At 74.5% G+C, this 20,122-nt stretch carries 15 protein-coding genes, 1 pseudogene and 1 riboswitch; of the genes and pseudogenes, 9 read left to right on the forward strand and 7 right to left on the reverse strand.

Features of this window, described 5'->3' with window-relative positions; genetic code table 11:
- Positions 1-85 precede the first annotated feature (85 nt).
- The 3 genes from ACI78S_RS05150 to ACI78S_RS05160 are packed head-to-tail and all read left to right on the forward strand — an operon-like array spanning position 86 to position 3,292.
- Entirely contained in the window at positions 86-1,414 is a 1,329-nt protein-coding gene (locus ACI78S_RS05150; RefSeq protein ID WP_456971147.1) for a substrate-binding domain-containing protein, read from the forward strand.
- A gap of 13 nt (positions 1,415-1,427) precedes the next feature.
- Complete coding sequence (locus tag ACI78S_RS05155; RefSeq protein ID WP_456971148.1) at positions 1,428-2,378, forward strand: carbohydrate ABC transporter permease; 951 nt, start codon at positions 1,428-1,430, stop codon at positions 2,376-2,378.
- A 14-nt stretch (positions 2,379-2,392) separates the two neighbouring features.
- Entirely contained in the window at positions 2,393-3,292 is a 900-nt protein-coding gene (locus ACI78S_RS05160) for a carbohydrate ABC transporter permease (RefSeq protein ID WP_456971149.1), read from the forward strand.
- Between the two features lie 42 nt (positions 3,293-3,334).
- On the opposite strand, the gene ACI78S_RS05165 is transcribed toward ACI78S_RS05160, so the two are convergent.
- Positions 3,335-4,168, reverse strand: a complete 834-nt coding sequence (locus ACI78S_RS05165) for a phytanoyl-CoA dioxygenase family protein (protein ID WP_456971150.1) — start codon at positions 4,166-4,168, stop codon at positions 3,335-3,337.
- Between the two features lie 250 nt (positions 4,169-4,418).
- Here ACI78S_RS05165 and arfA point away from each other — a divergent pair, with 250 nt between their 5' ends.
- Entirely contained in the window at positions 4,419-5,933 is a 1,515-nt protein-coding gene (gene arfA / locus ACI78S_RS05170) for an arabinosylfuranosidase ArfA (protein ID WP_456971151.1), read from the forward strand.
- A gap of 25 nt (positions 5,934-5,958) precedes the next feature.
- Complete coding sequence (locus tag ACI78S_RS05175; RefSeq protein ID WP_456971152.1) at positions 5,959-6,993, forward strand: aldose epimerase family protein; 1,035 nt, start codon at positions 5,959-5,961, stop codon at positions 6,991-6,993.
- A gap of 58 nt (positions 6,994-7,051) precedes the next feature.
- Here the strand turns inward: ACI78S_RS05175 and ACI78S_RS05180 are convergent, their stop codons facing one another.
- The gene (locus tag ACI78S_RS05180; protein WP_456971153.1) at positions 7,052-9,760 is read right to left on the reverse strand and encodes an MGH1-like glycoside hydrolase domain-containing protein; all 2,709 of its coding nucleotides are present in this window, start codon (positions 9,758-9,760) and stop codon (positions 7,052-7,054) included.
- A 226-nt stretch (positions 9,761-9,986) separates the two neighbouring features.
- Between ACI78S_RS05180 and ACI78S_RS05185 the strand changes: the two genes are divergently transcribed.
- Positions 9,987-10,802 (forward strand): AfsR/SARP family transcriptional regulator, encoded by an 816-nt coding sequence (locus ACI78S_RS05185; RefSeq protein ID WP_456971154.1) that lies wholly within the window; start codon positions 9,987-9,989, stop codon positions 10,800-10,802.
- Between the two features lie 215 nt (positions 10,803-11,017).
- On the forward strand, positions 11,018-12,208 hold the full coding sequence (locus ACI78S_RS05190; protein ID WP_456971155.1) for an alpha/beta hydrolase family protein: 1,191 nt from the start codon (positions 11,018-11,020) through the stop codon (positions 12,206-12,208).
- Between the two features lie 25 nt (positions 12,209-12,233).
- Here the strand turns inward: ACI78S_RS05190 and ACI78S_RS05195 are convergent, their stop codons facing one another.
- Positions 12,234-12,425 carry a hypothetical protein gene (locus ACI78S_RS05195; protein WP_456971156.1) on the reverse strand — a complete coding sequence of 64 codons (192 nt, stop codon included), beginning with the start codon at positions 12,423-12,425 and terminating at the stop codon, positions 12,234-12,236.
- A 328-nt stretch (positions 12,426-12,753) separates the two neighbouring features.
- Positions 12,754-12,843: riboswitch (cyclic di-AMP (ydaO/yuaA leader) on the forward strand.
- Positions 12,844-12,878: 35 nt separating this feature from the next.
- Between ACI78S_RS05195 and ACI78S_RS05200 the strand changes: the two genes are divergently transcribed.
- Positions 12,879-13,388 carry an NlpC/P60 family protein gene (locus ACI78S_RS05200; RefSeq protein WP_456971157.1) on the forward strand — a complete coding sequence of 170 codons (510 nt, stop codon included), beginning with the start codon at positions 12,879-12,881 and terminating at the stop codon, positions 13,386-13,388.
- A 58-nt stretch (positions 13,389-13,446) separates the two neighbouring features.
- Here ACI78S_RS05200 and ACI78S_RS05205 read toward each other — a convergent pair whose 3' ends face one another.
- A complete protein-coding gene (locus tag ACI78S_RS05205; protein WP_456971158.1) occupies positions 13,447-14,334 on the reverse strand; it encodes an MBL fold metallo-hydrolase in 888 nt (295 codons plus the stop codon).
- Positions 14,335-14,486: 152 nt separating this feature from the next.
- Here ACI78S_RS05205 and ACI78S_RS05210 point away from each other — a divergent pair, with 152 nt between their 5' ends.
- On the forward strand, positions 14,487-15,809 hold the full coding sequence (locus tag ACI78S_RS05210) for a lytic transglycosylase domain-containing protein (protein ID WP_456971159.1): 1,323 nt from the start codon (positions 14,487-14,489) through the stop codon (positions 15,807-15,809).
- A gap of 53 nt (positions 15,810-15,862) precedes the next feature.
- Here the strand turns inward: ACI78S_RS05210 and ACI78S_RS05215 are convergent, their stop codons facing one another.
- From ACI78S_RS05215 to ACI78S_RS05225, 3 genes and pseudogenes are all read right to left on the reverse strand, one after another.
- Positions 15,863-17,551 (reverse strand): CocE/NonD family hydrolase, encoded by a 1,689-nt coding sequence (locus tag ACI78S_RS05215; RefSeq protein ID WP_456971160.1) that lies wholly within the window; start codon positions 17,549-17,551, stop codon positions 15,863-15,865.
- Positions 17,552-17,575: 24 nt separating this feature from the next.
- Positions 17,576-17,722, reverse strand: a pseudogene (locus ACI78S_RS05220) (nitrile hydratase subunit alpha); the annotation flags it as partial.
- A gap of 40 nt (positions 17,723-17,762) precedes the next feature.
- Positions 17,763-20,084, reverse strand: a complete 2,322-nt coding sequence (locus ACI78S_RS05225) for a transketolase-like TK C-terminal-containing protein (protein ID WP_456971161.1) — start codon at positions 20,082-20,084, stop codon at positions 17,763-17,765.
- Positions 20,085-20,122: the final 38 nt, after the last annotated feature.

Here is a 20,122-nt window from a genome sequence, read left to right on the forward strand (position 1 = left end):
GGATGGCGACGGGGGGTGAGCCGTGTCACAGTCGTGCCATGTCCGGCACAGCGGGCCACGACTCGACACGACTCGACGCACGTCCATGAACGAGCTCTCGCGGCGTCAGTTCCTGGCCGCCGGGGGCGGGATCACGCTGGCCGTCGCGGCGGCGGGGTGCGGGTCACCGGTCGCCTCGAGCCTGACCGGGGGGCAGCCGCAGACGGCCGACGTCATCTACTGGCACCTGTTCGGCGGTGGTGACGGCGAGAACATGGCGACGATGGTCGAGGAGTACGTGCAGTCCTCCGGCCGGTCGGTCGAGTCCTCGCTGCTCTCCTGGGGCAACCCCTTCTACACCAAGCTGGCCCTGGCGGCGTCGAGCGGTCGGCCCCCCGACGTGACCATCGCGCACCTGTCCCGGCTGCCCCTCCTGGCGCAGGCCGACCTGCTCGAACCCGTCGCGGACCAGTTCGGCGCGCAGGGGATCACCGAGGACAAGTTCACCCCGGCCGCCTGGGAGAAGGCCACGGTCGACGGCACCCCCTACGCGGTCCCCCTCGACACCCACCCGTTCGTGCTCTTCTACAACACGGAGCTGGCGGAGCAGGCCGGCCTGCTCGACGGGTCCGGCGAGGGCCTCCGGCCCATGAGCAACAGCGAGGACTTCGTCGCCGCGCTGCAGGCCATGAAGGACGCCACCGGGGAGGACTACGCGGCGGTCGCCTCGATCACCGCCGACCCGTCGACCTGCTGGCGCTTCTTCCTGATGGTGTACTCCGGCCTGGCCGGCCCGATCGTCTCCGACCTCGGCGCCACGGTCACGATCGACCGCGCCGCCATGGAGGAGACGTTCGTCTTCCTGCAGAGCCTCACGCAGGAGCGGGCGCTCATGCCGGGCAACGCCACGGCGACGACGTCGTCCACCCTCTTCAGCCAGGGCAGGGTCGGGTTCCTGTTCGACGGCGTGTGGCAGATCCCGACGTACCGCGACGTCGAGACCCTCGACTTCAACGTCGTGCCGTTCCCGCCGCTCCTCGGCCCCGAGCCCGTCGCCTACGCCGACTCGCACTCGCTGGTGATCCCCCGGAGCGCGGGGCGCTCGGACGAGCGGACCGACGACGCGGTGCGCTTCGTCAAGGGCCTGCTGGACCAGAGCTCGACCTGGGCCGAGGGCGGCCACGTCCCCGCGTGGCTGCCGGTGCAGGAGAGCGAGGAGTTCCTCGAGCTCCAACCGCAGAGCAACTACACCGAGGCGGCCTTCAACGCGGTCTACGACCCACCGGGTTGGTACACCGGGGCGGGCTCGGACTTCCAGACCGCCATGGGCTCGGTCGTCGCGAGCGTGCTCACCGGGGGCGCCGACCCCGCGAGCGGTGTCGACGCCATGACCACCAGCCTGCAGAGCTTCTCGACCGCACGGCCACCCGTGTAGTTCGGAGACCCAGATGCCCGCCACCGCCCTCGCCACGCCGGCAACCGGGGCCGAGCCCACGGCTCGGCCGGTGACCGCGGACGGCGCGCCCCGCCGGGAGAACCGGGCAGGCTGGCTGTTCGCCACACCGTTCCTGGTCCTCTACGTCGCCTTCCTGATCGGTCCGGTGATCATCGGGCTGGTCATCAGCCTGTTCAACACGACCACCGTGAGATCCGGCATGGGCAGCTGGGTGGGCCTGTCCAACTACGCCGAGGTCCTGACCGAGGGCGACTTCTGGGCCTCGATGTGGCACTCGGTGCTCTTCACGCTGCTGACGACGCCGCTGCTGGTGCTGCTGCCGCTGCTGTTCGCGGTCCTGGCCTCGCGCATGACCCGCAACCGGTGGTTCTACCGGCTCGCCTTCTTCGCCCCGTACGTCGTGCCCTCCTCGGCGGTGTGCCTCATCTTCGCCTTCATGTACACGCCGGAGACCGGCCTGATCACCAACGCCTTCGGCTGGGTCGGGCTGGAGGCCCCGGACTTCTTCGGCAGCACGTCCGGAGCCTGGTTCGCGGTGGTCCTGCTCACCCTGTGGTGGACCTTCGGCTTCAACTTCATCCTCTACACCGCGGCCCTCCAGGAGATCTCGGAGGAGGTCTACGAGGCGGCGTCGATCGACGGGGCCGGGCCGTGGCAGCAGATCCGGATGATCACCATCCCGCTGCTGCGCCCGACGATGGCCCTCGTCCTGATGCTGCAGATCCTGTCCTCGCTGAAGGTCTTCGACCAGATCTACATCCTGCTGGCCGGCGGCCCGGCCTACTCGACGCGTCCGGTCATCCAGTACATCTTCGACACCGGGTTCAGCGCCTACCGCGGCGGCTACGCGGCCGCCGCGACGATGGTCTACTTCGTGATCCTGGTCCTCGTCTCCGCCGTGTGGCTCCTGGCCCGGCGGCGCGCCACCACCGCGAACGCCTGAGGGGAACCCCAGCCATGGCGACCACCGCAGCCGCGCCGGCGACCGGCACGGCACCTCCGCCCGCGAGGCCCTCGCGCCGGCGGGCCGACCCGGACCAGGCGGGCAAGCTGTTCAACCGGCTCGCCGCCACCTGCGTGACGCTCTTCGCGCTGATCTGGCTGGTGCCCTTCTTCTGGGCGCTGATCACCTCGCTGCGGCCCAACGAGGAGATCGCGGCGAACCCGACGACGCCCTGGTCCAGCAACTGGACCTTCGACGCCTACAGCTTCGCGTGGAACTCCAACCCGCTCGGCTGGTGGTACGTCAACAGCTTCATCATCTCCACGCTGACGGTCGTCTTCACCGTGGTGGTCTGCTCGATGGCCGCGTTCGCCCTGGTGCACCTGAACTTCCGGGCGAAGTACGCGGTGTTCGGGCTGATCCTGGCCGGCCTGATGATCCCCACCGAAGCGCTGGTCCTGCCGCAGTTCCTCGAGTTCCGCGCCCTCAACCTGCTGGGGACCTACTGGGCGATCATCCTGCCCGCGGTCGCTCTCCCCGTCGCCGTCTTCGTCTTCCACTCGTTCATCAAGGCGATCCCCGTCGCCCTCATCGAGGCCGCCCGGCTCGACGGGGCCAGCTGGTGGCGGGTCTACTACCAGATCACCATGCCCCTGTGCCGGCCGGCGATCTCCGCGGTCGCCATCCTCACGTTCATCACGTCCTGGAACGCCTTCCTGTGGCCGCTGCTGGTGCTCACCCAGACCAAGTCGCAGACCATCCCCGTCGGCCTGAGCAGCCTGGTCGGCGGAGCGGCGATCCAGTACGCCGAGACCATGGCGTCGGCGGTCCTCGGCATCCTGCCCCTGCTCGCCGTCTTCCTGCTCCTCCAGCGCCAGATCGCCCAGGGCGTCGCGTCCACCGGCATCAAGTAGCCGCCGGGGAACGTCCCCGCCGGGGAGGCGCGGCTGCCGGCCTCAGGCCTCCCCCATCACCAGGCCCTCGATGCTGTGCTGCTGCACGATCGGCTCGAGCCGGTCGACGACCCGGCCGAGCAGGTGCGCGCGCACGTCCGCGGGGATCGAGTCGTGGAACCCCCGCGTCATCGCCATGTCGTGGAACTCGTCGTGCCCGGCGCCCGGCGCGTCGACCCCGACCACCAGGACCGGCCGCGACTTCTCCGACCGGTTCGCCGTCCCGCGGTGCACCGTCAGCGCCGAACGGGCCGACATGTCCCCCCGCTGCGGGTACTTGCGGACGGCGACCGACTCGAAGCGGGGGTACTCGCTCTTCGGCGGGAACATCCGGTGGTGCCAGTCCAGGCCGGGGTCGAACTGGGTGCCGAGCGCGATCTCGAAGGGCCCCATGTCCTCGGCCGTGTCCACCGCGGTGAGGTTGAAGGCCAGCGAGGTGAGCCGGCGCCCCTCGTAGGTCTCCGGCGGCGAGGGGAAGTCGCGGTGCCACGGCTGGTTCACCGCGCCGGCGAACGGGATGTCGAAGCCGAGCTCGAGGACCTGGTAGTCCGGCCCGAGCGCGGTCTCGCAGACCGTCCGGAACCACGGGTGGGAGACGATGTCGAGGAAGCCGCGCAGCTGCTCGGGGTGGATCTCGACGTAGTAGCGGTGGGGCCCGCGGCCGACCGCCCCGCCCTCCCGGGCGATCGCCTCGTCGAACGCGGCCTCGATGTCCTCGCGCATGCGGTCGGCCCACTCGGGCGGGAAGGCGCCCTTCAGCGCGGTGATCCCGTCGGTCATCAGCGCCTGCTGGATGCCGGCGCGGTCGTACCGGGTCTGCGAGCTGGTGGCCGTCATCGCCGGACTCCTTCGTCGGGGACGCCGTGCCCATTGACGACGCCGGAACGGCACGGTGTCAAATCGGGCGGTGTCACATCGGCGGTGTCACATCGGCGGTGTCACATCGGGCGGTGTCACATCGGGAGCCGCCCGCCTGCCGGCTCCCCCGTGCCGTGACGCGCGCCACACCGCCCCGTGCGACGATGGACCCCCCGCCTCGAGCCCTGAGACGTCCGCCGCACCCGACCTCCGGACGGTTCGCACGCACATGACCGACGCCTCCCTCGTGCTCGACCCGCGGTTCGTCCTCGCCGAGATCGACCGCCGCCTCTTCGGCTCGTTCGTCGAGCACATGGGGCGCTGCGTCTACACCGGCATCTACGAGCCCGACCACCCCACCGCCGACGAGGCCGGGTTCCGCGGCGACGTCCTGGAGCTGGTCCGCGAGCTCGGGCCGACGCTCGTGCGCTACCCCGGCGGGAACTTCGTCTCCAGCTACCGGTGGGAGGACGGCGTCGGCCCGGTCGACGAGCGGCCCACCCGCCTGGACCTGGCCTGGACCGCGATCGAGCCGAACAGCGTGGGCCTCAACGAGTTCATGCACTGGGCGGGCACCGCCGGCGTGGAGCCGATGATGGCCGTCAACCTCGGCACCCGCGGCGTCCAGGAGGCCTGCGACCTGCTCGAGTACAGCAACCACCCGGGCGGCACGTACTTCTCCGACCTGCGGCGCGCGCACGGGGTCAAGGACCCGCACGCCATCGCGCTCTGGTGCCTGGGCAACGAGCTCGACGGCCCGTGGCAGGTCGGGCAGAAGACCGCCCACGAGTACGGGCGGCTGGCCGCCGAGGCGGGCAAGGCCATGCGGCTGGTCGACCCGTCGATCGAGCTGGTCGCCGTCGGCAGCTCCAACAGCACCATGCCGACGTTCGCCTCCTGGGAGGCGACGGTGCTGGAGCACACCTACGGCGTGGTCGACTACGTCTCCCTCCACGCCTACTACGAGCAGCACGGGGACGACGTCGCGAGCTTCCTGGCCACCGCCACCGACATGGACCACTTCATCGACGCGGTCATCGCCACCGCCGACCACGTCGGGGCGCGGCTGCGCTCGCGCAAGAAGCTGCGGCTGGCCTTCGACGAGTGGAACGTCTGGTACCAGGAGCGCTTCGTCGGTCAGGGCAACCTGGACTGGCAGTTCGCCCGGCCGCTGATCGAGGACAGCTACTCGGTGGTCGATGCCGTCGTCGTCGGCAGCTACCTGATCTCGCTGCTCAACCACGCCGACCGGGTCGCGGTCGCCTGCCAGGCGCAGCTGGTCAACATCATCGCACCGATTCTCACCGAGCCCGGCGGCCGCGCCTGGCGGCAGACGATCTTCTACCCGTTCGCGCAGGCGGCGGGGCTGGCCCGCGGACGGGTGCTGCGGCTGCTGGTCGACTCGCCGGTGCACCCGACCGAGCGCTTCGGCGAGGTGCCGACGCTGCACGCGACGGCCACCTGGGACGAGGACACCGGCGACGTCTGCCTGTTCGCGGTCAACCGCAGCACCACCGATCCGCTGCCGCTGACCGCGGACGTGCGCGGCTTCGGTGCGCTCGAGGTGGCCGAGCACTCGGTGCTCGCCGACGACGACCTCTCCGCCCGCAACACCGCCGACTCCCCGGACCGCGTCGTGCCGCGACCGGGGCAGGGCGCCCGGCTGGCGGACGGGCAGCTCGCCGTCCCCCTGCCGCCGGCGTCCTGGACCGCCCTCCGGCTCCGGCCCGCCGCGGCGTCCTGACGGCGCGGGGCGGGGCCGCAGGGGGATGAGCGTCCGACGGGAGGTCTTCGGCGTCCTGCCCGACGGGCGGGAGGTCCTCCGGTTCGTCCTGGGTGCCGGCGAGCACCGGGTCGCCGTCCTGACCTACGGGGCGGTGCTGCAGTCGGTCCGCGTGCCCGACGCCGGGGGCGACGTCGCCGACGTCGTGCTCGGGTTCGACGACCTCGAGGGCTACCTCGCCGACGACGGCTTCCAGGGCGCCGTCGCCGGCCGGTACGCCAACCGGATCGCGGGGGCGCGCTTCACCCTGGACGGGGTGGAGCACCGGCTGCCGGCCAACCACGGCGACGCGTGCCTGCACGGCGGGCCGGAGGGGTTCGCCCGGCGGCTGTGGTCGGCGGAGGAGGTGCCGGGCGGCGTGGAGCTGACCCTGGTCAGCCCGGACGGCGACCAGGGCTTCCCCGGCGAGCTGGTCGCGACCGTGCGCTACGAGCTGTCCGAGGAGGGCCTGGCGCTCACCTACGGGGCGGTGACGGACGCGCCGACCGTGGTCAACCTGACCAACCACGCGTACTGGAACCTCGCCGGGGCGGGCACGGTCGAGGACCACGCGCTGGAGCTGGCGGCGTCGCGGTTCGTCGCGGTGGACGAGGCGCTCATCCCGGTCGCGATCGAGCCGGTCGACGGCACGCCGCTGGACTTCCGCACCCCCACCCGGGTTGGCGACCGGCTGCGCGCGCCGCACGAGCAGCTGCGCCGCGCGCAGGGCTACGACCACGCGTGGGTGCTGGACGGCTCGGGCCTGCGGCGCGCCGCCCGGGTGGTCGACCCGGCGTCGGGGCGGGTGCTGGAGGTGCACACCGACCAGCCGAGCGTGCAGTTCTACTCGGGCAACTTCCTCGACGGCAGCGCGGCCGGGCGCGGCGGGCGCGCGCACCGGCAGAGCGACGGCCTGTGCCTGGAGACGCAGCACCTGCCCGACTCCCCGAACCGGCCGGAGTTCCCCTCGACGGTGCTGCGGCCCGGCGAGCGGTACGCGACGCGGACGGTCTTCCGCTTCGGCACCGCCCCGCTCCCCTGATCCCGGCGCGCTGGTGCTCCGCCCAGGACGGTGGGCGGAGCACCAGCGCCGCGGGACCTCAGCTGAAGCGCGGGTCGGGGGGCAGCCGCGGGTTGAGCAGGTGGGCGACCAGCGCAGTCCACCCGGTCTGGTGGGTGGCGCCGAGCCCCTCGCCGGTGTCGCCGTCGAAGTACTCGCTGAAGGTCGGGTGCGCCCGCCACAGCGGTGAGTCGGCGGCCTCGATCCGCTTGCCGTCGGCGGGGCGCTTGCCGTCGACCGGGCGGAACAGCGCGGTCAGGCTGTGGTCGATCAGGTCCGCGGCCTCGACCAGGGTGCGGCGGTCGCCCGAGCCGGTCGGGATCTCGATGGTGAAGTCGTCCCCGTAGAACCGGCCGAGCGTGCGCAGCTTGTCGGCGAGCAGCACGTTCACCGGGAACCACACCGGCCCGCGCCAGTTGGAGTTGCCGCCGAACAGCCCGGTGCGCGACTCCCCCGGCTCGTACTCGATCGACGCGTCCCGCCCGCCGACCCGGGCGATCACCTGGCCGGTCGCCTTCGACAGCGACCGGATGCCGTACGGGGAGAGGAACTCCTCGGTGTCGAACATCCGCTGCAGGATGCGCTGCAGCCGCTCCTTGCTGACCAGCGACAGGATCATCTTGCGGCCCTCGGGGGCCGACCGGCTGCGCAGCGGGCTCATCAGCTCGGGACGACGGCGCTGCAGCCAGCGCACCTGGTTGGCCAGGTCGGGCAGGTCGCGGGCGACCCAGCCGGGCACCTCCGTGACGCCGAGGATCGGCAGCAGCCCCACCATCGACCGCACCCGCAGCGGCTCCGCCGTCCCGTCCGGGGCGACGAGGACGTCGTAGAAGAAGCCGTCCTCCTCGTGCCACAGCGACACCTCGTGCGAGCCGAACGCGTTCATCGCCTGCGCGATGGAGAGGAAGTGCTGCAGGAACTTGGTCGCGGTGACGTCCCACGCCTGGTCGAACCGCGACAGCTCGAGGGCGATCTTGAGCATCTGCTGGCAGTAGAACGCCATCCAGCTCGTCGCGTCGGACTGCTCCAGGCGGTAGCCGGGCGGCAGCGGCGCCGACCGGTCGAACAGCGCGATGTTGTCCATGCCGAGGAAGCCGCCCTCGAACAGGTTGGACCCGATCGCGTCCTTGCGGTTGACCCACCAGGAGAAGTTCAGCAGCAGCTTGGTGAAGACGCGGATGAGGAACTGCTGGTCGCGGTAACCGTCGATCCGGTAGACGTGCCAGGCCGCCCAGGCGTGCACCGGCGGGTTGACGTCGCCGAACGCCCACTCGTAGGCCGGCAGCTGGCCGTTGGGGTGCATCGCCCACTCGCGCGTCATGAGCAGCAGCTGCTCCTTGGCGAAGTCGGGGTCGACGTGCGCCAGCGGGATGCAGTGGAACGCGGTGTCCCACGCGGCGAACCAGGGGTACTCCCACTCGTCCGGCATCGAGATGACGTCGGCGAGGGCCAGGTGCCGCCAACCGGAGTTGCGCCGGCCGCGCCGGCGGCGGGACTCCGGGGCGGGCGACTCGGGGTCGCCGTCCAGCCACTCGGAGACGTCGAAGCGGTAGAGCTGCTTGGTCCACAGCAGGCCCGCGTACGCGCGGCGGGCGACGTGCCGGTCCTCCTCGGCCAGTCCCGGGTGGATGACCTGGGCGTAGAACTCGTCGGCCTCGGCGCTGCGGCCGGCCAGCACCTGGTCGAAGCCGTCGCCGAAGACGTCCTCGTCCGGGTCCTGGCGGCGCAGCCGCAGCCGGACCTCGACGGTCTCCCCCGGCGCGACGGCGTCCCACCGGTACCAGAAGGCGGCCTTGGTGCCGGAGTTCGACGGGCTGACCGCGCCGCGGTCGTCGTGGACGACGCAGCGGTTGATCCCGTCCTTGGGGTACTGGCTGGCGTTGCGCTCGGCGGCGAACAGCGCGACGGCGTTGGTCTCGTTGTCGCAGCAGAGGACCATCGGCGCGCCCTCGGCGGCGAGCACGTACCGGCCCAGGTAGCCGTGCTCGGCCTCGACCGCCTCCAGGCCGCTCACCGTGAGCGTCGGCGCGAGCAGCTGGGTGATCAGGCCCTGCCGGTGCTCGCGGCCCCACGACCAGGTGTTGCGGAACCACACCTGCGGCAGCAGGTGCAGCGGCGCCGGGTCCGGGCCGTGGTTGGTGGCCGAGACGACGATGCACACGTCCTCGGGGTCGGCCTTGGCGTAGGTGACCTGGACGTCGAAGAAGCGGTCCTCGTCGAGGACGCCGGTGTCGGCGAGCTCGTACTCCCGCTCGTCGCGGCTGCGCCGGGCGTTCTCCTCGCGCAGCTCGGCGTACGGGAACTCCGCCTGCGGGTAGCGGTAGAGCCACTGCATCCACGAGTGCGTGGGCGTGCCGTCGACGGCCCACCAGTGCTCCTTGGCGTCCTCGCCGTGGTTGCCCTCGGCGTTGGTCAGCCCGAAGAGCCGCTCCTTGAGGACCGGGTCCCTGCCGTTCCAGAGCGCGACGGAGAAGTTGAGGAAGCCCCAGCGGTCGCAGATGCCGCCGAGGCCGTCCTCGCCCCAGCGGTAGGCGCGGGCGTGCGCGTGGTCGAACGGGAAGGAGCTCCAGGCGTCGCCGTCCTCGGAGTAGTCCTCGCGGACGGTGCCCCACTGGCGGCCGGCGAGGTAGGGACCCCACTGGCGCCAGGGGGCGGCCATGTCGGAGGACTCGGCCAGCCGCGCGTGCTCGGCGGTGCGGGGCGGGGCGGCGACGGGTCGGTCCCGGTCGCCGGGTACTGCGGAAGACACCACCCCACGGTGCCACGGGTGCGCGCACCCGGGCCGTCTCCCGGGTGACGGGCGGTACCCCCGGCGCCGGATGGGGCGCGCGGGTCGCCGGTCGGCGGCGACATGCCGGCGCTCCGCGCGCGACGGCCTTCCCGAGCGCGCCCGGTTGCGGTACGCAGAGGTCCGGCGGAACCGAGCGGGGGCCGGGGTCACGCGCGTGATCACGTGCCGGCGCGCGAGGAGGCCGATGGTGCAGGGAGACCTGCGGTTCCGTGACCTCGGCCCGCTGGAGGTCGAGCGCGCGGGCGCCCCGGTCGCCCTGGGCGGGGCGCGGCTGGCCGCGGCCCTCTCGCTGCTGCTGATCCACGCGGGCCGGCACGTGGCGGTCGACGCCCTGGCCGAGGCCATGTGGGGCGGCCAGGGCCGGCCGCGCTCGCCCTCCACGCTGGACTCGCACGTCTGGCGCCTGCGCAAAGCGCTCGAGCCCGACCGCCGCCGGGGCGCGCCGTCGGCGGTGCTGCGGCACGAGCCCGGCGGCTACCGGCTGGTGGCCGGGCCCGCGGACGTCGACTCGCTGCGGTTCGCGGAACTCGCCGACGAGGCCCGCTCGGCGCTCGCCGCCGGCCGGGCACCCGACGCGGCCCGCCGCGCCGAGGAGGCCCTCGGCCTGTGGCGCGGCCGGCCCTACGGCCCGTGCGCCGACGGGCCATGGGCCGGGGCCGCGGTCGCCCGGCTGGAGGAGCTGCGCGACCAGCTGCGCGAGGTGCTCGCCGAGGCGCTGGTGGCCGCCGGGGCGCCGGAGCGCGCGCTGCTCGAGCTGGGGACTGCGCTGGCCGAGACGCCGCTGCGGGAGCACCTGTGGGCGCTGCGCATGCTCGCCGAGCACCACCTCGGCCGCCCCGACGACGCGCTGCGCACCTACCAGCGCGCCCGCGCGCTGCTGCAGGAGGAGCTCGGCCTCGACCCGGGCGCGGAGCTGCGCGAGCTGCACGGCCGGATCCTGGCCGAGGACCCGGCCCTGGGCCGGCCCGCGCCGCCCGCCGCGCAGCACGCGAGCGCTTGAGCCCACCGCGTCGCGCACCGCCCGGGCGTTGGAGCGGGATTGGAGCGCGGGCCACGACGGTGGGCACCGCGAGGCGGGCCCGCCGCCTCCCCGACCACCGGAGGAGATCCCGTGACCACGCCGACCACCTGGCCGTCCCACACACCCCGAGGCACCCACCCGGGCGCCGACCGCGGTCGCCGGGTCGCCGGCACCGCGGCGTGAGGAGGGCTCCGGTGCACACCTTCTTCAAGCACGCCGACTTCCAGTTCGCCGTCGAGAACGTGCTGGGCGGGACCTACTCCCGCGCTGCCGACGTCGGCGAGGTGCTGACCACCGTCGACCGCATCCACGACGGCGACGCCAAGGGCTGGGTCCGGGAGTGGACCGCCACCGCCGAGCGGCTCGCCGGGCTGGCCCGCGAGGCCGAGGCGGCCGAGCACCGCCGGTCGGCGGCGGCCCGCTGGCTGCGGGCGGCGAACTACTTCGCCGCGGCGACGGAGAAGGCCGACGCCACGGGCACCTTCGCCGAACTCTGGGAGCGGCACCGCGAGGCGTGGGACCGGTGGGTCGACCTCACCGACGTCGACGTCGAGCGCGTCGCCGTCCCCTACGAGGGGACGACGCTGCCGGGCCACCTCTTCCGCCCGGGGCCGGCCGGCGGGCCCCGCCGCACCCTGGTCTACACCAACGGCAGCGACGGGTCGGTGGTCGGCGCGTGGTCGCGGTGCGCGGCCGACGCGCTGGCGCGCGGGTGGAACGTGCTCACCTACGACGGCCCGGGGCAGAACGCGGCGCTGGTCCGGCAGGGCCTGCCGTTCCGGCCCGACTGGGAGCGCGTGCTCACGCCGGTCGTGGACTGGCTGGTCGGGCGGCCGGAGGTCGACCCCGCCCGGATCGCGGTCGTGGGGATCAGCCAGGGCGGCTACTGGGTGCCGCGCGCGGTGGCCTACGAGCACCGGGTCGCCGCCGCGGTGGCCGACCCCGGCGTCGTCGATGTCTCGACGTACTCAGCCGCGCAGCTGCCGCACTTCCTGGTGAAGCTGCTCGACGCCGGGGACCGCGAGAAGTTCGACAGGGAGATGGAGCTGGGGCTCAGGCTGTCCGGCGGCACGCGGGCCACGCTGCAGTGGCGGATGCGGCCCTACGGCGTGACGTCGGTGTTCGACTTCTTCACCGCGATGCGGCAGTACGCGCTCACCGACGAGCAGCTGGCGGCCATCGAGTGCCCGCTGCTGGTGACCGACCCGGAGCACGAGCAGTTCTGGCCCGGCCAGTCGGCGCGGATGGTGCGCGGGGTGGGCGCGGGCGCGCAGCTGCAGCCGTTCACCGCCGCCGAGGGCGCCGACGCGCACTGCGAGCCGGCCGCGACCGGGCTGCGCGGCGAGCGGGTCCTCGACTGGCTCGACGAGCAGGTGCCGGCCTGACGCCCGCCGTCGGAGGACGGCGGCGCTAGCCGGTCGGGCCGGTGGCGTCGGAGATGCCGGGCGCCTTGGCGTCGGCCCCCTCCTCGACGTCCCGGTCGCCCGGCACCTGCGTCACGTCGTCCGACATCGGGCCCTGCGCGGCGCGCGGCGACTGCTCGGGTGCGGCGGTCACCTGCTCCTGGTCGTCGCGGGTGCCACCCTGCGGTCCCTGGGTCATGGCGGGTTCGGTGCCCGGAGGGTGGCCGGCGAAACCGTGCCGCTGCGGCAGCGGCCGCCTACGGCGCGTGCGGCCACGCGGACGATCACCCAATTCGCCCGACCTGCGGTTTTGCTCGGGCACAGCGGCGGGGCTTTCCGCGTCGGCGCAGGTCGCGCGGGCGTGTCGGGTGGCAGAGGGAGGCGCGCCGCGGCGGAGGCGTCGCTTTGCGACGTCGTCGGCGATCTTCCTAGCGTTCTCGCGTCCGTCGGGCCGCACCCGTCCCCGACCCCCTGGGGACACCCGCCGGACGCCGCCGAACCGGGCGGCCGGCACCGCCGGCGCCCGGGCCGGGGACCCACCGCAGTCCTGGGGTGAAGCGCGACGACGCCGTCGCGCCGGGCAGGTTCTCCCGCCCGAACCCGTCAGCTAACCCGGTAGGCGGCCACGGAGAACAAGGAGAACCCGTCGTCGATGACGACTGCACGCACGTCCCTCGCACGCCGCCTCACCGGTCCCGCCCTCGCCGTCGCCGCGGCCGCCGGGATCGTCGTCACCCCGGGGGTGGCCTCGGCCAACGCCGCGGCCCCCGCCGCACCCGCCCTCACCGCGGCCGCGGTCGCCGCACCCAACTCCGCCGCGCAGACGGCGGTCGACACCGCCCTGGCCCAGCAGGGCAAGCCCTACGCCTGGGGCGGCGCCGGGCCGAGCTCGTTCGACTGCTCGGGCCTGGTCCAGTACGCCTACGAGGCGGCCGGGGTGTCGCTGCCGCACTCCTCGCGCACCCTGTCGACGATGGGCACGCCGGTCGACCGGGGCAGCCTGCAGCCCGGTGACCTGGTGTTCTTCTACAGCTCGGTCAGCCACGTCGGCATCTACATCGGCAACGGCCAGATGGTGCACTCGTCCACCTACGGCAAGCCGGTGAGCGTGGTGGACGTGGACTCCATGCCGAGCTACAACTCCGCCCGCCGGGTCGTCTGAGCCGCCCGAGGAGTCGTCGGCGGGTGGCCCGCTCCCGCAGCGGGCCGCCCGCCGGTGGTCAACCGGCCGGCGCGGGCACCGGCACGCCCTGCCGCTGCAGCCGGTTCATCGCCTCGATCATCTGCGTGAACTGCTCGTGGTCGGGCGGCACGTCCGGCTCGGCGTCCGGGACCCGCGCCAGGATCGCCAGGAACTCGTCCAGGGACGTCCCGCCGGCCGCCGGCAGGTGGGCGGAGAGGATCCGGGTCGGCTGCAGGTCGTGCACCCGGCGCAGGACCTCGCCGAAGCGCGCCCGGTCGACCAGGTGCGCCCACGGGGAGTCCGAGGTCGCCCAGCCGAGCATGCCGCCGGCCAGCGCCTCGGGCGGCACGTCGGAGGCGTGCTGCGTCGGCTCGGGGAGGATCGCGCCGAACGCGTCGACGCTGAACAGCGCGCCGGTCGCCCCGTCGAGCACCCCGATCGACATGGGGTTGTCGAACAGCGGCGGCGTGACGGCGGTGAGCGTGCGGTCCCCGACGGCGATCGCGTCGCCGGGGCGCACGGCGTGCACGCGGTCCATCGGCACCGGCCACCACGTCGACATCCGCAGCGCGGCGAACCCGTGGGTGACCAGCCGCGCCCGCGGGGCCAGCTCCATGACCCGCTGGAGGTTGCCGGTGTGGTCGGCGTCGTCGTGGGTGAGCCACACCCACCGCAGGTCGCGGGGGTCGATCACCGAGCTCAGCGCGGCGACGAAGTCGTCGCCGTCGACGGCGAGCCCGCTGTCGACCAGGACCGGCTCCTCGGCCATGAGCAGGAACGCGTTGACCGGCAGCACGCCCGTGCCCGGCAGCGTCACGTTCGCGGGGAAGACGTGGACGTCGGGGGCGGCCTGGTACGGCGTGTCCATGAGGACCTCCGGCGGGGTGAGGCCGCCACCGTAGGGCCGCACCGGGGCGGCGGACACGGCCGTTGGACCCTCCCCGACCGGCCCGACACCCCCCGGATCGGGCACTTCCGGCCGGCGCCCTCCCCAGGTTGTCTGGACACGGCCACCGGAGGACGCGGGACCGAGGGGGACACCTGGTGAGCGGTCGGCGGGCGCGCGGGACCTCAGCCGTGCTGACGGCTGGGCTGACGGCGGCCGCGCTGCTCGCGCTGCCGCAGTCGGCGGTGCCCGGTGCCGAGGTGACCGCGGCGTCGGCCGCGACCGGGGCCCGGCTCTCGCCCGCGACGCCGTCGGCGGCCCCGTCCCCGACCACGGACGGCGAGGAGGTCGCGGCGGCCGACCGGGCTGCGGTGCCTGCGGACAGCACGACGTCGGCGGCCGCCGCGTCCGTGGGGTCGCCGGAGCCCTCCGCCGACCCCTCCGCCGAACCGGCGCAGCAGGCCGCGGCCGCCTCCGCGCTGACCGCCAGCGGCATCCCGGCGACCGCGATGGAGGCCTACACGCGGGCCGCCGACGGCGCCCCGGCGTCGTGCCACCTGGACTGGACGCTGCTGGCGGCGATCGGCCGGGTGGAGTCGAACCACGGCCGCTTCCGCGGCGCGACGCTGCACACGAACGGGCTGTCGGACCCGCCGGTCGTGGGGGTGCCGCTGAACGGGAACGGCGTCTCGCGGATCACCGACACCGACGGCGGGCGCTTCGACGGCGACACGGTGCACGACCGGGCCGTGGGGCCGATGCAGTTCATCCCGTCGACGTGGGCGTCGTACGGCCGGGACGGCGACGGCGACGGCGTCGAGGACCCGTTCAACATCTACGACGCCGCCGCGGCGGCCGCGGCGTACCTGTGCCGGGCGGGCGGCGACCTGTCGACCCTCGAGGGGCGGCGGCGGGCGGTGTTCGCCTACAACCACTCCGACAGCTACGTGGCCACCGTCCTCGGGCTCGCCGCGGCGTACGCCGGCGAGGCGCCGCCGGTCCTGCCGACGACGCCGATCGAGGCGGCGCCGATCCCGCCGGCCGCTCCCGCTCCGCCGCCCGCGCTCGAGGAGGAGACGGCGGCCGCTCCGCCCCCGCCCGCGGCCGTGACCCCGCCGCCGGCGCCGAGCCCGACGCCCGCTCCGGCACCGACCCCGGCACCGGCGCCCAGCCCGACCCCGCCGCCTGCCCCGGCGCCCGCGCCCACGACTCCCCCGGCGCCCACCACCACGACACCGCCGGCGCCGACGACCACGACTCCCCCGCCGGCCGCCAGCCCGAGCCCGAGCCCGGCGCCCGCACCCCCGCCGAGCCCGACGCCGGCGCCCGCACCACCGCCGGCGCCCGCTCCGGCGCCACCCCCGCCGGCGCCGAGCACCACCCCGCCGGCCGCGTCGCCCACGCCCGGCGCGACCGCGTCGACCACGCCCAGCGCGACGGCCGCGAGCACGCCCGGCGCGACCGCGTCGGCGACCGCGGCCACCTCGGAGGCGACGCCGTCCCCGGCCGCGTGATCATCGGCAGGTGGTCGGCCGACACGCCGCCGGCGGCCACCAGCCGCCGATGATCAACCGGCGGTGGGCAGGGTGAGCGCGGACGGCGAGGCGACGTCGTGGCCGATCCGGTGGGTCACCGGCACACCGCGGGTGGCGCGGCCGATCGGGTCGCCGGTGCCGAGGTTGCGGGCGTAGCGCGGGTGGGCGCCTCCGGAGACCTGCAGCCGCACCCGGTGCCCGGCGAGGAAGCGGTGCGCGGTGTCGGGCAGCGTCACGTCGAGCGTCCGCTCGAGGGCCGGCTCCTCCCCCTCCGCCGGGTTCAGCCGCACCAGCCGGTCGGTCACGTTGACCGACCGGCCGCGCTCGTCGACGTCGCACAGCCGCACGAACACGTCGGACCACGGGTTGTCGGAGCTGACGAACAGCCGCACGCGCGCCCCGCCGAGCAGCTCCACCGGGCTCTCCAGCGGCGCGGTGGTGAACGTGCGGACGTCGGGGCGCGCCTCCAGCCGCCGGTTGTCGCGGCGGCCGGCGCCGCGGGCCAGCACCCGCCCGCCGACCGACGGCGTGGGGTCCATCGGGTCGTACCGGAAGAAGGTGCCGGCGCCGGGCTCGGTGGGCGCGTCGGGGGTGAGCCCGCCGGCGGGGGCGAGGTACCAGGTGCGGTCGGTGGTGGCCGGGGGCCAGTCGGGCAGGTCGCGCCACCGGTCCGCCCCGGTGACGTACACCCGCACCCGCGGCCGCTGCGGGGCGGCGCCGTCCCCGACCGGCAGGTGCGCGCCGAGCCAGGCGAGGCTCTCCCGGGTGGCGACCTTCGCGTCTAGGGTGAGGTGCGCCCAGGGGCCGATGGTCATGGCGACGTCGACGCCGCGGTCGCGCAGGACGGCGTACTGGTAGAGCGTCTGCTCGACGAACCAGTCCTGCCAGCCGCCGACGAGCAGCGCCGGGACGGTCGAGGACTGCACGGCCGGCGTGGCGCGGTAGCGGTCCCAGTACGGGTCGGCGGGGTCGAAGTGGTCGATCCACTCGTCGAACCAGGGCGCCGGGTTGCCGCCGAACCGCTGGGTCAGCCCGGCGATCGGCAGCGCCCGCAGGTGGGGGGCGAGCCGGCGCTCCGCCGTCATCAGCCGGACCATCCCGCGCAGGGCGCCGACCCGTTCCTGGTGGGCGATGAGCTCGGTCCACACGGCGAGGTTGAGCAGCTGCGGGACGCCGTCGAGCATCCCGGCCCGGGCCAGGTCGTGCGGGCCGATGTGCAGCACCATGGCCTTGAGCTCGGGCGGCGGGTCGAGCGCCAGCGCCCACTGCGTGTAGGCCAGGTAGCTAGGGCCCAGGGTGGCCAGCCGTCCGTCGAACCACGGCTGCTCGCGCAGCCAGGCGACGGTGTCCTGCCCGTCCTCCGCCTCGTTGACCACCGGCTCGAACTCGCCGCCGGAGCCGAACGTGCCGCGCACGCTCTGCATGAGCACCGCGTAGCCGCGCGCGGCGTACGGCGCGGCGAGGGTGGCGGCGAACTGCCCGGTGCGGCCGTACGGGGAGCGCAGCAGGACCGTCGGGTGCGGTCCGTCGGTGGCCGGCAGCCAGACGTCGGCCCGCAGGACGGCGCCGTCGCGCACCGGGACGTCGACGTCGCGGACGACGCGGATGTCGTCGGTCGCCGGCGGCAGCTGCCAGCGCCGGTCGAGCGTGCGGGCGATCAGGCGGGCGGGACGGGTCAGCGGCTCCCCGGTCGCGGGGACGAGGCGGTCGAGCTCCGGCACGACCGCGGACGATATCCGCGCGGATCAGTGCCCGGGACCGGCGCTCCCGCCGGCGTCCTCCGACAGCGATCCGGTTCCCGGCGGCCGCTCCGGCAGCACCGTGTAGCGCACCTCGGAGCTGGAGTCGTGGACCCGCACCTCGACGTCCGGCCCGAGCTCGGTGCCCCACTCCGCGAGCGCGGCGCGCGGCTCGCGGACGACGCGCGTCCGCTCAGTCCACCAGGTCGAGCGCGGCCCCGACGATCGACCCGGTGTCCAGGCCGTGCAGGCGGTGGACGCTCGCCAGGTCGCCGCTCTGCCCGAAGTGCGTCACGCCGAGGTGGGTGGCCGGCACGTTCCGCACCCCGGCGAGGAAGGCCAGCGTGTGCGGGTGGCCGTCGAGGACGGTCACCATCGGCCGCGCCCGGCCGGCCGGGAACGCGGCGTCGAGCACCCAGGTCGGCGCGTCGTCCAGCCCGCGCCGGGCCTGCAGCGCCCGGAACAGCAGCCCGGGCGAGGTCACGACGACGACGTCGGCGGGGATGCCGAGCCCGTCGAGCCGCGCGGCCGCCTCCAGCGCCTCGGGGACGACGGCGCCCATGGCGACCAGGGTGACGCCGGGGTCGGAGACGTCGTGCCGCAGCGCGTAGGCGCCGGCGACCACGTGCCGGCGCCGCCGCTCGCGGGCGGCCGGGTCGTCGGGGATGCGCGCCAGGGACTGGTCGACCGGCCGGGTGGACAGCCGCAGGTACGCCGAGGAGCCGCCCGGCTTCCCGAGCCGGGACAGCGCGGCCAGCAGGCACCACTCGGTGTCCTGCACGAACGCCGGCTCGTAGGAGATGCAGCCCGGCTGCTCCAGCCCCACCGACGGCGTGGTGATCGACTGGTGGGCGCCGCCCTCGGGGGCCAGCGTCACGCCGGACGGCGTCCCCACCAGGATCGACTGCCCGCCGGCGTAGATGCCGAACGACCAGGGCTCCAGCGCCCGCTCGACGAACGGGTCGTACAGGACGCCGATCGGCAGCAGCGGCTGGCCCCACCGCGACCAGGTCGCGCCCAGCTCGCCGATCGCCCCGACCAGGTTGGTCTCGGCGATGCCGAGCTCGATGTGCTGGCCCGACGGCTTCTCGCGCCAGTGCAGGATCGTCTCGGCGTCGTCGGCGAACCAGTCCTGGCGGGCCTCGTGCGACCAGACGCCGACCTTGTTCACCCAGCCGCCGAGGTTGGTCGACGACGAGACGTCGGGGCTGACGGTGACCACCCGGTGGCCGACGTCGGGGGCGGCGCGGTTGAGGTCGAGCAGGGTGCGGCCGAGCGCGGCCTGGGTGGTGCCGGTGCCGTGCGGGGTGCGGCCGAGGTCGGCCGGCACGTCGGGCGCGGGGACGGCGACCGGCGGCACCCGGTCGAGCCGGGCGGCGGCGGCGGCGAGCAGGTCGGCCGCGTCGGTGCCGGGCTCGAAGGCGGCCCACGGGTCGGCCGGGTCGACCCCGAGGTGCAGCGCCAGCTCCTCGACCTGGGTCTCGGTGAGCAGCGCGGAGTGGTTCTGCGGGTGCCCCTCGATCGCCAGCCCGTAGCCCTTGAGCGTGTAGGCGATGACCACGGTCGGGCGGGTGTCGTCGATCTGCGCGAACGCCTCGCGCAGCGCGGCCAGGTCGTGCCCGCCGAGGTTGCGGACGGCGGCGGTCAGGTCGTCGTCCGGGACGTCGGCGATGAGCCGCGCGACGTCGGCGGCCCCGGGGCCCTCGCCGGGCAGGTACCGGCGGACCTCGTCGGGGGTGCGGCGCAGCATGCGCTGGTACTCGGGGTTGGACATCGCGTCGATCCGGTCGCGCAGCGCGGCGCCGCCGGGGCGGGCGAAGAGCTCCTCCAGCAGCCGGCCGTACTTGACGGTGAGCACCTGCCAGCCGGCGGCGGTGAACATGCCCTGCAGCCGGGTGGTGCCCATGGTGGGGACGACGCGGTCCAGCGACTGCCGGTTGAAGTCGACCACCCACACCACCTCGCCGAGCTCGGCGACCATCGGGTCGAGCACGGCCTCCCAGACGGCGCCCTCGTCGAGCTCGGCGTCGCCGACCAGCGACCACTGCCGCCCGGTGCCGCCGGCGCCGAGCTGGGTGTTGACGTACCGGCGGGCGATCGCGCCCCAGATGGGGGCGGTCGCGCCGATGCCGACGCTGCCGGTGGAGTAGTCGGCCGGCACCGGGTCCTTCAGCCGCGACGGGTAGGACTGCAGGCCGCCGAACTCGCGCAGGGTGGTCAGGTACCTCCGGTCGAGCGTGCCGAGCAGGTACTCCAGCGCGTGCAGCACCGGGGAGGCGTGCGGCTTGACGCTGACCCGGTCCTCCGCGCGCAGCTGCTCCAGCCACAGCGAGGTCATGATCGTCACCATCGACGCGCTGGACGCCTGGTGGCCGCCGACCTTGAGCCCGGTCGGGTTCGGGCGGACGTGGTTGGCGTGGTCGACGATCGCCGTCGCCAGCCACAGCACCCGCTGCTCGATCCGCCGCAGGGCGTCGTCGGTGGCGCTGCCGGGTCGGGCGGCGGTGACGCTCATGGCCTCTCCCCCATCGTTCGGAGGTGCACAACAAGATC

It is taken from the genome of Geodermatophilus sp. SYSU D00815 (assembly GCF_054050035.1).